Origin of the sequence: Robertmurraya phoenicis, assembly GCF_047302285.1 — a bacterium.
Taxonomy (GTDB): domain Bacteria; phylum Bacillota; class Bacilli; order Bacillales; family Cytobacillaceae; genus Robertmurraya.
On record NZ_CP154845.1, the window covers coordinates 1610164 to 1624408 of the forward strand.

General features: G+C 39.7%; 13 protein-coding genes. 11 read left to right on the forward strand and 2 right to left on the reverse strand.

Features of this window, described 5'->3' with window-relative positions; all coding sequences use genetic code 11:
* Positions 1–216: 216 nt before the first annotated feature.
* From AA0X71_RS07830 to dnaK, 6 genes are all read left to right on the forward strand, one after another.
* The gene (locus tag AA0X71_RS07830) at positions 217–555 is read left to right on the forward strand and encodes a DUF3679 domain-containing protein (protein ID WP_413361079.1); all 339 of its coding nucleotides are present in this window, start codon (positions 217–219) and stop codon (positions 553–555) included.
* 148 nt (positions 556–703) lie between these two features.
* Entirely contained in the window at positions 704–2536 is a 1833-nt protein-coding gene (lepA, locus tag AA0X71_RS07835; RefSeq protein ID WP_413361082.1) for a translation elongation factor 4, read from the forward strand.
* Between the two features lie 103 nt (positions 2537–2639).
* Positions 2640–3785, forward strand: coding sequence for a radical SAM family heme chaperone HemW (gene hemW, locus AA0X71_RS07840; protein WP_413361084.1), 1146 nt, complete (start codon positions 2640–2642; stop codon positions 3783–3785).
* A 124-nt stretch (positions 3786–3909) separates the two neighbouring features.
* Positions 3910–4941: a heat-inducible transcriptional repressor HrcA gene (gene hrcA, locus AA0X71_RS07845; RefSeq protein WP_413361086.1), complete on the forward strand. Its 1032-nt coding sequence runs from the start codon at positions 3910–3912 to the stop codon at positions 4939–4941.
* Between the two features lie 142 nt (positions 4942–5083).
* Positions 5084–5686, forward strand: a complete 603-nt coding sequence (gene grpE, locus AA0X71_RS07850; RefSeq protein ID WP_413361089.1) for a nucleotide exchange factor GrpE — start codon at positions 5084–5086, stop codon at positions 5684–5686.
* Between the two features lie 47 nt (positions 5687–5733).
* Entirely contained in the window at positions 5734–7569 is a 1836-nt protein-coding gene (gene dnaK, locus AA0X71_RS07855; RefSeq protein ID WP_413361092.1) for a molecular chaperone DnaK, read from the forward strand.
* On the opposite strand, the gene AA0X71_RS07860 is transcribed toward dnaK, so the two are convergent.
* On the reverse strand, positions 7553–7963 hold the full coding sequence (locus AA0X71_RS07860; RefSeq protein WP_413361095.1) for a hypothetical protein: 411 nt from the start codon (positions 7961–7963) through the stop codon (positions 7553–7555). The genes dnaK and AA0X71_RS07860 overlap by 17 nt on opposite strands.
* 154 nt (positions 7964–8117) lie before the next feature.
* Between AA0X71_RS07860 and dnaJ the strand changes: the two genes are divergently transcribed.
* From dnaJ to deoC, 5 genes are all read left to right on the forward strand, one after another.
* Positions 8118–9245, forward strand: coding sequence for a molecular chaperone DnaJ (gene dnaJ / locus AA0X71_RS07865; protein WP_413361097.1), 1128 nt, complete (start codon positions 8118–8120; stop codon positions 9243–9245).
* Positions 9246–9310: 65 nt separating this feature from the next.
* Positions 9311–10249 carry a 50S ribosomal protein L11 methyltransferase gene (prmA, locus tag AA0X71_RS07870; protein ID WP_413361100.1) on the forward strand — a complete coding sequence of 313 codons (939 nt, stop codon included), beginning with the start codon at positions 9311–9313 and terminating at the stop codon, positions 10247–10249.
* 16 nt (positions 10250–10265) lie between these two features.
* Complete coding sequence (locus tag AA0X71_RS07875) at positions 10266–11009, forward strand: 16S rRNA (uracil(1498)-N(3))-methyltransferase (protein WP_413361103.1); 744 nt, start codon at positions 10266–10268, stop codon at positions 11007–11009.
* 6 nt (positions 11010–11015) lie between these two features.
* A complete protein-coding gene (gene mtaB, locus AA0X71_RS07880) occupies positions 11016–12365 on the forward strand; it encodes a tRNA (N(6)-L-threonylcarbamoyladenosine(37)-C(2))-methylthiotransferase MtaB (protein ID WP_413361106.1) in 1350 nt (449 codons plus the stop codon).
* Positions 12366–12526: 161 nt separating this feature from the next.
* Positions 12527–13198, forward strand: a complete 672-nt coding sequence (gene deoC / locus AA0X71_RS07885; RefSeq protein ID WP_413361108.1) for a deoxyribose-phosphate aldolase — start codon at positions 12527–12529, stop codon at positions 13196–13198.
* Positions 13199–13238: 40 nt separating this feature from the next.
* Here deoC and AA0X71_RS07890 read toward each other — a convergent pair whose 3' ends face one another.
* A complete protein-coding gene (locus AA0X71_RS07890) occupies positions 13239–14159 on the reverse strand; it encodes a Na/Pi symporter (RefSeq protein WP_413361110.1) in 921 nt (306 codons plus the stop codon).
* Positions 14160–14245: the final 86 nt, after the last annotated feature.

Genomic DNA, 14245 nt, shown 5'->3' on the forward strand with positions numbered 1-14245 from the left:
GGGCAATTGGTACGATAGCCAATTGCCTCAGATTGTTGACAATAGTGGAGTTTGTCCTCATAGAGGGTTCATGAGGACAAACTCAGATAGGTTGAGGTCGAAGATAGTCCTCATAGAGTGTTATGAGGACAAACTCAAGTAGATTTTCAGCAAAAAAACTGTTTTCAAAAAAGGTTTACGAACCATCTCTAAATAAAAACGTGAGTAGGTGAAAAAATGAAGTTGTTTTTTTTGAAATTTTTATTGGTTTTGGCTTTAATGTTTGTTTCCGTTCTTTTTGGAATGCAGCAGGCAAACGATGGGATCGATCGCATGAAGGGATTTGAAGATAATAATTTCAAAGAAGCACTTCACGTTGCTGAAAACGAAGGTGGTCAAGTAGAACTAGCTGTGTTAGGCAATGATATCAATAGTCATGATATACAGGAAAAGAAAGCAAAACTCGAAGAAATGAAGGCATACAATTTTTTCTCTACTCTGGGTAAGAGTCTAGCAGAGGGTGTCTCTTCGCTGACAAATAAGATGATAGAGTTGATCACCGATCTGATACAGTAGGGCCTTCTATTTTCCGTTGAATCTTGCTGAATCGACTGCTATAATCAAAAAATAGCGTATTTAATCAGTTCCAATGGCTATTCGACTGTAAGCGTTTAGTCAAATTGGGATTGATTCTATGTGTCCGAGTATAGTAGGAGTGAACGATATGAACAAAGAAGAAAGACTTGATAGACAATCGAAGATTCGTAATTTCTCCATTATCGCTCATATCGACCATGGAAAGTCGACATTGGCAGATAGAATTTTAGAGAAAACGAATGCTTTAACTGCTCGTGAAATGAAGGACCAGCTCCTCGATTCAATGGATCTTGAGAGAGAACGTGGCATTACGATTAAATTAAACTCAGTTCAGTTAAAATACAAAGCAAAAGACGGAGAGATTTATACTTTTCATTTAATCGACACACCTGGGCATGTCGATTTTACTTATGAGGTATCCCGTAGTTTGGCTGCATGTGAAGGTGCGGTACTCGTAGTCGATGCAGCACAGGGAATTGAGGCTCAGACATTAGCGAATGTTTATTTAGCACTAGATAATGATCTGGAGATTGTTCCAGTTATTAATAAAATTGATCTTCCAAGTGCGGATCCAGAACGTGTCCGTAACGAGATTGAAGAGGTAATTGGCCTCGATGCTTCAGAAGCTGTTTTAGCTAGTGCGAAAGCAGGTATTGGAATTGAGGAAATTTTAGAACAAATAGTAGAAAAAGTACCTGCACCTGTTGGTGACCCTGAAGCTCCTTTAAAGGCGTTAATTTTTGATTCTTTATACGATGCCTATCGTGGTGTTGTTGCGTATATTCGTGTTGTAGAAGGTACGGTTAAACCCGGAGATAAAATTAGAATGATGGCAACAGGCAAGGAATTTGAAGTAACAGAAGTTGGAGTCTTTACACCTAAGGCTGTTCAAACGGAAGAACTTTCAGTTGGAGATGTAGGATTTTTAACGGCTGCTATAAAAAATGTTGGAGACACGCGCGTCGGGGATACGATCACAAATGCAAAAAATGGAGCAACGGAAGCCTTACCAGGTTATCGTAAGCTAAACCCAATGGTGTATTGTGGTCTTTATCCGATTGATAGTGCGAAATTTAACGATTTAAGAGAAGCACTTGAAAAGCTTGAATTGAATGATTCTGCTCTACAATTTGAACCAGAAACTTCACAAGCATTAGGCTTTGGATTCCGTTGTGGATTCCTCGGCTTACTCCATATGGAGATTATCCAAGAACGAATCGAAAGGGAATTTAAGATCGACTTAATTACAACCGCACCAAGTGTTATTTATGATGTTATTTTAACCGACGGTTCGCAATTGAAGATAGACAACCCTTCTGATATGCCAGATCCACAGAAGATTGAACGGATTGAAGAACCTTATGTGAAAGCGACGATGATGGCTCCAAATGATTATGTTGGCGCAATTATGGAGCTTTGCCAAGAAAAACGGGGCAACTTTATCGATATGCAATACATGGATGAAACACGCGTGAGTATCATATATGAAGTGCCGTTATCCGAGATCGTTTATGATTTCTTCGATCAACTGAAATCCAGCACGAAAGGGTATGCTTCCTTCGACTACGAGCTTATTGGCTACAAGCCATCTAAGCTGATGAAGATGGACATCCTTTTAAATGCGGAGAAAGTTGATGCCTTGAGTTTTATCGTCCATAATGATTTTGCCTATGAGCGTGGTAAGATCATTGTAGAAAAATTAAAGGAATTAATTCCGAGACAGCAATTTGAGGTTCCGATCCAAGCGGCAATTGGACAAAAAATTGTAGCTCGTTCTACTATCAAAGCGATGCGTAAAAACGTTTTAGCGAAATGTTACGGTGGAGACATTTCCCGTAAACGGAAGCTTCTTGAAAAGCAAAAAGAAGGTAAGAAGCGAATGAAGCAAGTTGGTTCAGTAGAAGTACCTCAAGAAGCCTTCATGGCCGTATTGAAAATGGATGACAGTCAGAAGAAATAGGTTCACTGTCTAGTATTACAAATGAAAGAGGGGTTAGATAGTCTTGTTGCGGCAAGAACACTAACCTCTCTTTCATATTTTAAAAAAACGAGGTTGTGATTTTTTGATTAAAGCGGCGTATATTCATATTCCCTTTTGCGAACATATTTGCCATTATTGTGATTTTAATAAAGTTTTTTTACAAGGACAGCCAGTCGATGAGTATATAGACTTTATGAAAAAAGAGATGGAGTTAACAATACAAAAGTCGTCAACATCCCATTTGCGCTCGATTTTTGTTGGAGGGGGAACACCAACTGCTTTGAACGAAAAGCAGCTTGAAACTTTATGTCAAGGAATCCGTGATATTCTTCCTTTCAATCATGAAACGGAATTTACGTTTGAAGCGAATCCAGGAGATCTATCGAAGGAAAAACTACAAATCCTACATGATGCAGGTGTTAATCGCCTTAGCTTCGGTGTGCAAACCTTTAATGATGAGCTGTTAAAAAGAATAGGCCGTGTTCATCGAGCCTCAGATGTATTCAAATCGATCGAGCATGCAAAAAATGCAGGGTTTGAAAACATCAGTGTTGATCTCATTTATAGTTTACCTGGGCAAACTCTAGTAGATTTTAAGGAAACACTTGAAACCTCTTTTTCATTAGATATTCAGCACTACTCTGGATATTCCTTGATTATTGAACCGAAGACTGTTTTCTATAATTTGATGAGAAAAGGACGTCTTCCTTTACCTGGAGAGGATACAGAAGCAGCCATGTATGAGGAATTGATGGAACAGATGGACAAGCATGGCTATCGTCAATATGAAATCAGTAATTTCGCCATTCCTGGGTACGAAAGTCGGCATAATTTAACCTATTGGAACAATGATGAATATTATGGCTTTGGTGCTGGAGCTCACTCCTATGTTAATGGGATGAGACGTTCGAATTACGGTCCTTTGAAAAAGTATATGGAACCTCTAGAGCAAGGACAATTTCCCACTTTAGAGGAAAATAAACCGACAAAAGCAGAGCAAATGGAAGAAGAAATGTTCCTCGGATTAAGAAAGAATAAAGGCGTTTCGATCCCAAGGTTTATTGAACGATACAGGGCATCTCCTTTAGATTTATTTGCCAATGAAATGGCAAGCTTAACAGAAAAGAATTTGATTATAGAGGAAAATGATTATATAAGATTGACCAAAAAAGGAAGATTTCTCGGTAACGAGGTTTTTCAATCATTTTTAGGTGTTGTGAAAGGGTGAGTTTCTTAAAGAAATGAGGACAGAATAAAAAATCTTAAATGATTGACACGATCCCCTTATATTTGATAATTTAATATTAGATTTAGCACTCGATATAAAGGAGTGCTAACAGAGGTGATATAAAGTGTTAACAGATCGTCAATTGTTAATATTCCAAGTAATTGTTGATGATTTTATTCGGTCTGCTCAACCAGTAGGTTCGAGAAGCTTGTCGAAGAAGGAAGAAATTCATTTTAGTTCGGCTACAATTCGAAACGAGATGGCAGATTTAGAAGAACTCGGTTTTCTGGAAAAAACACACACCTCATCGGGGAGAATTCCATCCGAGAAAGGGTACAGATTTTACGTAGATCATTTACTATCACCACAAAAACTTGAGATAAAAGAAGTGAACTCTGTACGTTCGATTTTTGCTGAAAGAATATACGAACTGGAGAAGATAGTTCAAAGATCTGCACAAATCTTATCAGAGTTGACAAACTATACCGCTATCGTTCTAGGTCCTGCAGTTAGGGAGAACAAACTAAAGAAAATCCAAATTGTTCCTTTGAATGACGAAACAGCGATCGCTATTATCGTCACAGATACAGGGCATGTGGAGAATAAGATGTTTCATCTTCCTGCTGGAATTGACTCGAGTGACATTGAAAAGCTTGTCAATATCTTGAATGCTCGTCTTACAGGTGTCCCATTGGAAGAATTAAATGGGAAGATCTATAAAGAGGTTGCCCTTGTCTTACGCCAGCACATCCGTAGCTATGATTCCATGTTTACTTCATTAGTAGAGACATTGAAAATACCTGCAAGTGAAAAGTTGTTTTTTGGCGGTAAAACGAATATGCTCAGTCAGCCTGAATTTCATGATATTAGTAAAGTGAGAAATCTGCTGACGATGATTGAGCATGAGGAAGATATGTACGATATCCTCCGAAGAAATCCTTCTGGTATCAATGTGAAAATTGGGAAGGAAAATGGCAACTCAGCAATGGATGATTGTAGTTTAATTACTGCTACTTATTCCATGGGAACAGAGCAGTTAGGTACGATAGCCATTTTAGGACCAACTCGAATGGAATACTCAAGGGTTATAAGCCTATTGAGATTCTTCAGTGACGATCTATCAGCGGTGCTAACAAAACTGTATCAAAGTAAGTAGTGCTGGAAATATTGATAAAGGGTGGAATCACGTTAGTTCCATCCCTTTCCTTGCGTATATATCACTGTAATCGTTATTGGTGATAAAGGACTGACAACAGCGACTAACTTAGTCGGTGCTTACTTTAAGGGAGGTGAAAACGTTGGCTGAGGAAAAAAACACACTGGAGGAAGAAGCAGTGTCTACCAACGAAGAACAAGTAGTACAAGAAGAAATTGAACCTATTTTTGATGAAGAAAAAGAAGAAATAGTGGAAGAACCTTCATCTGCTGAAGAAGATAAGCTTTCAAAGCTGGAAGAGCAGGTTGCAGCTCTGCAAAAAGAGCTAGAAGAGAAGGAAAATCGCTATCTTCGCTTACAAGCTGATTTTGATAATTCTCGCCGTCGAGCTAAATTGGATTATGAAGCGGCGCAAAAATATAGAGCACAAAGTTTGATTTCAGATATTTTACCCGTATTAGATAACTTTGAACGTGCCTTAAACGTTGAAACAGATAACGAACAAACAAAATCTTTACTTCAAGGAATGGACATGATTTATCGTAGCCTTGTGGATGCTTTAAAGAAAGAAGGCGTTGAAGCGATTGAATCTGAGGGTAAGGAATTTGATCCGAATTTCCACCAAGCTGTTATGCAGGTTGCGGAAGAAGGATTTGCCTCGAACGTAGTCGTGGAAGAGTTCCAAAAAGGGTATGTTCTAAAGGATCGGATCATACGTCCAGCAATGGTTAAGGTGAATCAGTAAGTTACTAGAGAAAAATGATTACATACTAAATTTGGGAGGCTATTAACATGAGCAAAATTATTGGTATCGACTTAGGAACAACAAACTCTTGTGTAGCAGTTCTTGAAGGTGGAGAACCAAAAGTAATTCCTAATCCAGAAGGAAACCGTACAACTCCATCTGTTGTTGCATTTAAAAATGGTGAGCGTCAAGTAGGGGAAGTAGCAAAGCGTCAAGCAATTACTAACCCAAATACAATTCTATCAATCAAACGTCACATGGGAACTTCTCATAAAGAAACAATTGATGGAAAAGAGTATACACCACAAGAAATTTCAGCTATCATTTTACAACATTTGAAAGCTTATGCTGAAGACTATTTAGGTGAGCCTGTAACAAAGGCAGTTATCACTGTACCAGCTTATTTCAATGATGCAGAGCGTCAAGCGACGAAGGATGCAGGAAAAATCGCTGGACTTGAAGTAGAGCGTATTATTAACGAGCCTACTGCTGCTGCTCTTGCTTATGGTCTGGATAAAATGGAAGAAGACCAAACCATTCTAGTATATGACCTTGGTGGTGGTACGTTTGATGTATCTGTCCTTGAATTAGGAGACGGCGTATTTGAAGTTAAATCTACTGCTGGTGATAACCGTCTTGGTGGAGATGACTTTGACCAAGTTATCATTGATTACTTAGTAGAAGAATTCAAAAAAGAAAATGGGATCGACCTGTCTAAAGATAAAATGGCGATGCAACGCTTGAAGGATGCAGCTGAAAAAGCGAAGAAGGATTTATCAGGTGTTACTTCAACACAAATTTCTTTACCGTTCATTACAGCTGGAGAAGCAGGACCACTTCATTTAGAAGTAACATTATCACGTGCTAAATTTGATGAGTTGTCTTTAAGTCTTGTTGAAAGAACGATGGGGCCAGTTCGTCAAGCATTACAAGATGCTGGCTTAACTTCTGCAGAACTTGATAAAGTTATCTTGGTTGGTGGATCCACTCGTATCCCAGCAGTACAAGAAGCCATTAAGAAAGCAACTGGCAAAGAGCCACATAGAGGAGTTAATCCAGATGAAGTTGTTGCAATGGGTGCTGCTGTTCAAGGAGGAGTTATCACTGGTGATGTGAAGGACGTTGTTTTACTAGACGTTACACCTCTATCACTTGGTATTGAAACAATGGGTAGCGTATTTACGAAGTTAATCGATCGTAACACGACGATTCCTACTTCTAAGTCACAAGTATTCTCTACAGCTGCTGACAATCAAACAGCGGTTGACATTCACGTTCTTCAAGGTGAGCGCCCGATGGCTGCTGATAACAAAACGCTTGGTCGTTTCCAATTAACAGATATTCCACCAGCTCCACGTGGAATTCCACAAATCGAAGTTTCATTTGATATCGATAAAAACGGTATCGTGAACGTACGTGCGAAGGATCTTGGAACAAATAAAGAGCAAGCTATCACAATTAAGTCTTCTACTGGATTATCAGATGAAGAAATCGATAAGATGATTAAAGAAGCTGAAGCAAATGCAGAAGCAGATGAAAAGCGTAAGCAAGAAGTAGAATTACGTAACGAAGCGGATCAGCTTGTATTCCAAACGGATAAGACATTGAAGGATTTAGAAGGTAAAGTAGATGCAGATGAAGTTGCAAAAGCAACGGAAGCAAAGGATGCACTTAAGGCAGCAATTGAGAAAAATGACCTTGAAGAAATCCGTGCGAAGAAAGATGCTTTACAAGAAATCGTTCAAAACCTATCTGTTAAGCTTTACGAAGAAGCTGCCAAGCAAGCACAGGCTGCACAAGGTGCTGAAGGTGAAGCGGGCGCTGCTCCTAAAGGCGACAACGTCGTAGACGCAGAATTCGAAGAAATCAAAGATGATAAATAGAAAAGCGGAGAGCGCTTGTCCATCGGCGACAAGCACAAGACGAGCCGGCATGGAGGTTGTACTTTAACCTCCTTGATGGATTGGCTTGTGACCTCGAGCCGATAGCGCTCGGAGCTGGACAAAGAAAAGCGGAAGCGGCTTGAACAGACCCGACAAGCGCTGGAAGGCCAGAAGTGGAAGTCGTCCTTTTGGCTTCCTCAGCTGGACTGAAGCGACTCGAGGGTCTAGCCGCAGGAGCTGGACAAAGAAAAGCGGAAGCGGCTTGAACAGACCCGACAAGCGCTGGAAGGCCAGAAGTGGAAGTCGTCCTTTTGACTTCCACAGCTGGACTGAAGCGACTCGAGGGTCTAGCCGCAGGAGCTGGACAATAGAAAAGCGGAGAGCGCTTGTCCATCGGCGACAAGCACAAACTTTTAGAAATATAGAAATGTCAAAGTCACAGTCTTTATGGCTTTGGCTTTTTCTATGTAAGCACGAATATATTTGCACTAGTAATCAAATGAGTGTTAAAATAACCTTTATGCGAATGGATTCGGGGAGTGGTAAGGTTGAGTAAAAGAGACTATTATGAGGTTTTAGGAGTAGGCAAGTCCGCCTCTAAAGACGAAATTAAAAAAGCATATCGAAAGCTATCAAAAAAATATCATCCGGATATTAACAAAGAGCCGGATGCAGATGAGAAATTTAAAGAAGTAAAAGAAGCATACGAAGTATTAAGTGATGACACTAAGCGCTCTCAATATGATCAATTTGGTCACACTGATCCAAACCAAGGCTTTGGTGGAGGTGGCTTCGGCGGAGGCGGTTTCGGAGGATTTGAAGATATATTTGAAACGTTTTTTGGCGGAGGCGGTACTAGACGTCGAGATCCAAATGCCCCTAGACAAGGTGCTGATCTACAATACACGATGACCCTTTCCTTTGAGGATGCCATTTTTGGGAAAGAAACTGATATTGAAATCCCTCGTGAGGAAACTTGTGAAACCTGTAACGGAAGTGGAGCAAAGGCAGGTACAAAGGCTGAGACATGTAATCACTGTCACGGTAGTGGTCAATTAAATGTAGAGCAAAATACGCCTTTCGGTAGAATTGTTAACCGTAGAGTTTGTAACTATTGTAACGGAACTGGTAAGGAAATTAAGCATAAATGTTCAACATGTGGTGGTACAGGCAAGGTGAAAAAGCGCCGCAAGATTCATGTCAAAATTCCTGCCGGTATTGATGATGGTCAGCAATTAAGAGTATCAGGTCAAGGTGAACCAGGTATTAATGGTGGTCCAGCTGGAGATCTCTATGTTGTCTTCCATGTGCGTGCACATGAATTTTTTGAGCGTGATGAGGATGACATCTATTGTGAAATGCCAATCACGTTTGTCCAAGCAACTTTAGGGGACGAGATTGAAGTTCCAACTGTACATGGAAAGGTAAAGCTTAAGATTCCTGCGGGTACACAAACAGGTACGAAATTCCGTTTACGTGGAAAAGGTGTTCCAAATGTGAGAGGTTATGGTGTTGGAGATCAGCATGTCATTATGCGTATTGTGACACCAACAAAGCTGACTGAAAAGCAGAAGCAGCTATTACAGGAATTTGCCGAAGTAAGTGGAAAAGTACCACAAGGGGATCAAGAAGAAGGCTTTTTTTCAAAGGTAAAAAGAGCGTTCAAAGGTGAATAACGTAAGAACTCGCGGTATGTCTAGCATTAAATAAAAGTACGTTATAAAGAAACGGAGTTGGTAGAATGAAGTGGTCTGAAATTGCCATTCATACAACAAATGAGGCGGTAGAGCCGATCTCAAATATTTTACATGAAGCAGGTGCCTCTGGGGTAGTCATTGAGGATCCTTTTGAGCTTGAGAAGGAGAGGGAAGACCGCTTCGGTGAAATCTACCAACTGAATCCTGACGATTATCCTGAAGAAGGAGTTATCGTAAAAGCCTATTTACCTGTTAATAGTTTTTTAGGTGAAACGGTTGAAGAAATAAAAGAAGCGATTAATGGATTAATCCTTCATAATATCGACATTGGGAAAAATACCGTTACCATTAGTGAAGTCAATGAGGAAGAATGGGCAACCGCCTGGAAAAAATATTATCATCCTGTAAAGATCTCGGAAAAATTCACGATTGTTCCAACATGGGAGGAGTACACACCTGTTCATAGTGACGAACTCATTATTGAACTAGATCCAGGTATGGCCTTTGGTACCGGTACTCACCCAACAACGGTTATGTGTATACAAGCACTAGAGAGAACTGTGAATAAGGGTGACCATGTCGTTGACGTTGGAACAGGTTCTGGTGTTTTAACGATTGCTGCAGGTTTATTAGAAGCAGAAAAAATACAAGCGCTCGATTTGGATGAGGTAGCTGTAAATTCAGCTCGAATTAATATTAAGCTTAACAAGGTTCATGAGCGAGCAACTGTTTCTCAAAATAACCTACTTGATGGAATCGAGGGTCCGGTCGATGTAGTGGTAGCGAACATACTTGCAGAAGTAATTGTTCGATTTACAGATGATGCTGCCCGGATCGTGAAACAAGGTGGATATTTTATTACGTCTGGTATTATCCTTCAGAAGAAGCAAGAAGTGAAGGATGCGATTTTGAAGTCAGGCTTTGAAATTGTTGAAACGATTCAAATGGAAGATTGGATCGCATTTATCGCGAAAAAGATATAATTCAAGAGGTGTTAAGATGCAACGATATTTTGTGAGAAATTTCAAGGATGATCGTTTCTATATTTCTGAAGATGATCGCCATCATATTGTGAAGGTGATGCGTTTACAGGTGGATGATGAAATCTATTGTGCGAACGCTGGCAAAAGTGCACGCTGTCGAATAGAAGAAATTACCGATCAACAAGTCGTTGCAAAAGTTGTAAAATGGGAAGAAGCTACTGTTGAAATGCCAGTACAGGTGGCCATTGCGAGCGGTCTGCCCAAAGGGGATAAACTAGAGTGGATTATCCAAAAAGGGACGGAATTAGGAGCTGCTACGTTTATCCCTTTTACGGCATCTCGCTCCATTGTGAAATGGGATGAGAAAAAAGCGTCGAAAAAGGTCGAGCGCTGGAATAAAATCGCAAAGGAAGCGGCTGAGCAATCTCATCGTCATGAACTACCAGAAGTCCATCATCCAGTAACAATAAAAAAACTGGTCGAATTAAGCAAAGGCTATGATTATAAATTAGTGGCATTTGAAGAAGATGCCAAGCAAGGTGAAGCATCTGTTCTTTATTCCATTTTAAAAGAGCTCAAAATGGGCGAGTCCATCCTCTTCGTTTTTGGACCGGAGGGTGGACTAACGGACGAGGAAGTCATTCTTTTAAAAGAAGAAGGATTTCTTTCTTGTGGTTTAGGTCCAAGAATTTTAAGAACAGAAACAGCCCCATTATATGCACTAACTGCTGTTTCCTATCAAACAGAATTAACGAGGTGAAGATAAATGGCATCAGTTGCCTTTCATACATTAGGCTGTAAGGTCAATCATTATGAAACAGAAGCCATTTGGCAATTGTTTAAAGAGCAAGGATACGAACGAACTGATTTTGAATCTACATCTGATGTTTATGTTATCAATACTTGCACGGTGACAAATACAGGTGATAAAAAAAGCCGCCAGGTAATTAGACGAGCGATTAGAAAAAATCCTGATGCAGTTATTTGTGTCACAGGTTGTTACGCGCAAACATCACCAGCGGAAATTATGGCGATCCCTGGTGTTGATATTGTGGTCGGTACTCAAGATCGTGTCAAAATGCTTGAATACATTGAGCAATTTAAAGAAGAGCGCCAACCGATTAATGGTGTCGGCAATATCATGAAAAACCGTGTTTATGAAGAATTAGATGTACCTGCTTTTACAGACAGAACAAGAGCTTCTTTAAAAATTCAAGAAGGCTGTAACAACTTCTGTACTTTTTGTATCATTCCTTGGGCACGCGGGCTCATGAGATCACGTGATCCACAAGAAGTCATTCGCCAAGCACAACAGTTAGTTGATGCAGGCTATCAAGAAATTGTCTTAACAGGTATTCATACAGGTGGATACGGAGAAGACATGAAGGATTACAATCTTGCGAGTCTTTTAAGAGACTTAGAAGCACAAGTAAAAGGATTGAAGCGTCTACGTATTTCTTCGATTGAGGCAAGCCAAATTACAGATGAAGTCATTGAAGTCATTGACCAATCAAACATCATCGTTAGACATTTACACATTCCGATTCAATCTGGTTCAAACACGGTATTAAAAAGAATGCGTCGTAAATATACGATGGAGTTCTTTGCTGAAAGATTAGATCGCTTAAAGGAAGTTCTTCCTGGTCTTGCCGTCACATCTGATGTCATTGTTGGTTTCCCTGGCGAAACAGAAGAAGAGTTTATGGAGACTTACAATTTCATCAAAAAGCATCAATTTTCAGAGCTTCATGTATTCCCATACTCTAAGAGAACAGGAACTCCAGCAGCGAGAATGGATGACCAAGTCGATGAAGATGTGAAAAACGACAGGGTTCATCGTCTTATTGCTCTTTCTGATCAACTTGCAAAAGAGTATGCTTCTCAATTTGAAGATGAAGTGCTTGAAGTAATTCCAGAAGAGGAATTTAAAGATGAACCAACGAGTGGAATGTATGTAGGTTATACAGATAACTACTTGAAAGTAGTCTTTAAAGGATCTGAAGACATGATTGGAAAAATTGTTAAAGTGAAGATTCAAAAGGCTGGTTATCCATATAACGAAGGACAATTTGTTCGCGTTTTAGACGATATGGATGTGCAAGAAGCAGCTGTATAAAAGAAGGGACTGTACATGATGTGCAGTCCTTTTGCATTTAGTAAAAGTCTGAGGTTATTTTTAAGAAAATGACAAAAAATAACCTCGAAAAAGAGAAGCATGAATGATATGATGATAGAGGTACGTACAACTTAATGTGAAATTGGAAGGGGCATGACAAAATGGAACAAACAATTGCCAAATATATTGATCATACATTATTGAAAGCGGATGCTATGGAAGAGCAAATTGAACGTCTTTGCTTGGAAGCAAAAGAGTACGGATTTGCTTCTGTATGTGTGAATCCTACATGGGTTCGCTATGCAAGTGCGATACTTGAAGAGACAGATGTAAAGGTATGTACGGTAATAGGCTTTCCGTTAGGAGCTACAACTTCAGAAACAAAAGCATTTGAAACGAAAAATGCAATTGAAAATGGTGCCACAGAAGTGGACATGGTTATTAATATTGGAGCTTTAAAGAGCGGTGATACAGATTTAGTGGAAGCAGATATTCGTGCTGTTGTAGAGGCTGCAAAAGGAAAAGCACTTACGAAAGTCATTATTGAAACTTCTCTTCTTACTGAGGAAGAAAAAGTGACTGCATGTGAATTATCTGTCAAAGCAGGTGCTGATTTTGTGAAGACTTCAACTGGTTTCTCAACAGGTGGCGCGACAGTCGATGACATTCGCCTTATGAGAAAAGTAGTTGGACCTGAAATGGGTGTAAAAGCATCCGGCGGAGTAAGAAGTGCAGATGATGCGAAAAACATGATCGATGCTGGAGCAACAAGAATTGGTGCAAGCTCTGGGATTGCGATTGTACAAGGATTAACTTCAGATTCTGATTATTAATAGAAAGAACGAAAAATGCCGGCTAAGAACCGGCATTTTTTTATTTTCCGTGAACTTTCAGGATGAAATCGGCAAACTTGTTTGCAAAAGGTAGAACAATTAACGAAGAAACACAGTTAAAAACTAAACTAATATGTGCTAATTGTACATCTGGTTCATTGGCAAGACTTAAAGCTAATTCTGACAAATATGGAATAAATGGATAGAATACGATAACGCCAACAAAATTCAACCATATATGAGCATAAGCACAGAGCTGCGATTCCTTCCCACCGCCGATACTGGCAAGAAACGCCGTAATGCATGTGCCAATATTTGCTCCAAGCATAATGGCAATTCCAGCATCAATCCCAATTACATCGCTACTTAAAAAACCCATCGCAATTCCGGTCGTAGCAGTGCTCGATTGAATCACCATCGTGATCACAATCCCGGCCATAACGCTGACGAATAGATTGTTATTCAATAATGTCGTGTATTCATTCATCCATGGTAATCCAGCAATCGGTGTGGCAAGAATCTCAAATCCATTCATCGCTGTAAAAATGAGGGCTAGTCCAAGTAAAACGAAGCCGATACTTTTAAGTACTGCTTTCTTCATAACAGCTAAAATAGCTCCTGCTATTGCGATTGGCACGATCGCTGAATCGATGTTGAAGGTAATAAATTCGGTCGTAAATGTTGTGCCAATATTTGTTCCTAAAATAATGCCGATGGACCTTTTAAAGGTAAGCATTTTTGCAGAGATGAGACCAATTGTCATGACCATGACAGCGGAGCTCGATTGGAGTATACCAGTGACAATCGTTCCAACGAGTAGTCCCTTAAAAGGGGTATCTGTAAGTTTGACTAACCAATGTTTTAATGAAGAGACTGAAGCATTAAACAATCCTGTTCTCAAAAAAGTCATACCGACTAGAAATATTATAATAAATAAAATAAAAGCTAAAATGTGAAGCAAACTCATCACCCTTTCCATAAACTTTATGGCGTAAAGGAGACAAGCATGCGTATAATTAGGGTAATGAGGAATTTATAGTGATACAA

Coding starts and splice junctions, on each gene's coding strand:
- prmA (WP_413361100.1), top strand. CDS start 9,311: ATGAAGTGGTCTGAAATTGCCATTCATACAACAAATGAGGCGGTAGAG.
- AA0X71_RS07875 (WP_413361103.1), top strand. CDS start 10,266: ATGCAACGATATTTTGTGAGAAATTTCAAGGATGATCGTTTCTATATT.
- deoC (WP_413361108.1), top strand. CDS start 12,527: ATGGAACAAACAATTGCCAAATATATTGATCATACATTATTGAAAGCG.
- AA0X71_RS07830 (WP_413361079.1), top strand. CDS start 217: ATGAAGTTGTTTTTTTTGAAATTTTTATTGGTTTTGGCTTTAATGTTT.
- dnaK (WP_413361092.1), top strand. CDS start 5,734: ATGAGCAAAATTATTGGTATCGACTTAGGAACAACAAACTCTTGTGTA.
- mtaB (WP_413361106.1), top strand. CDS start 11,016: ATGGCATCAGTTGCCTTTCATACATTAGGCTGTAAGGTCAATCATTAT.
- lepA (WP_413361082.1), top strand. CDS start 704: ATGAACAAAGAAGAAAGACTTGATAGACAATCGAAGATTCGTAATTTC.
- AA0X71_RS07860 (WP_413361095.1), bottom strand. CDS start 7,963: ATGGACAAGCGCTCTCCGCTTTTCTATTGTCCAGCTCCTGCGGCTAGA.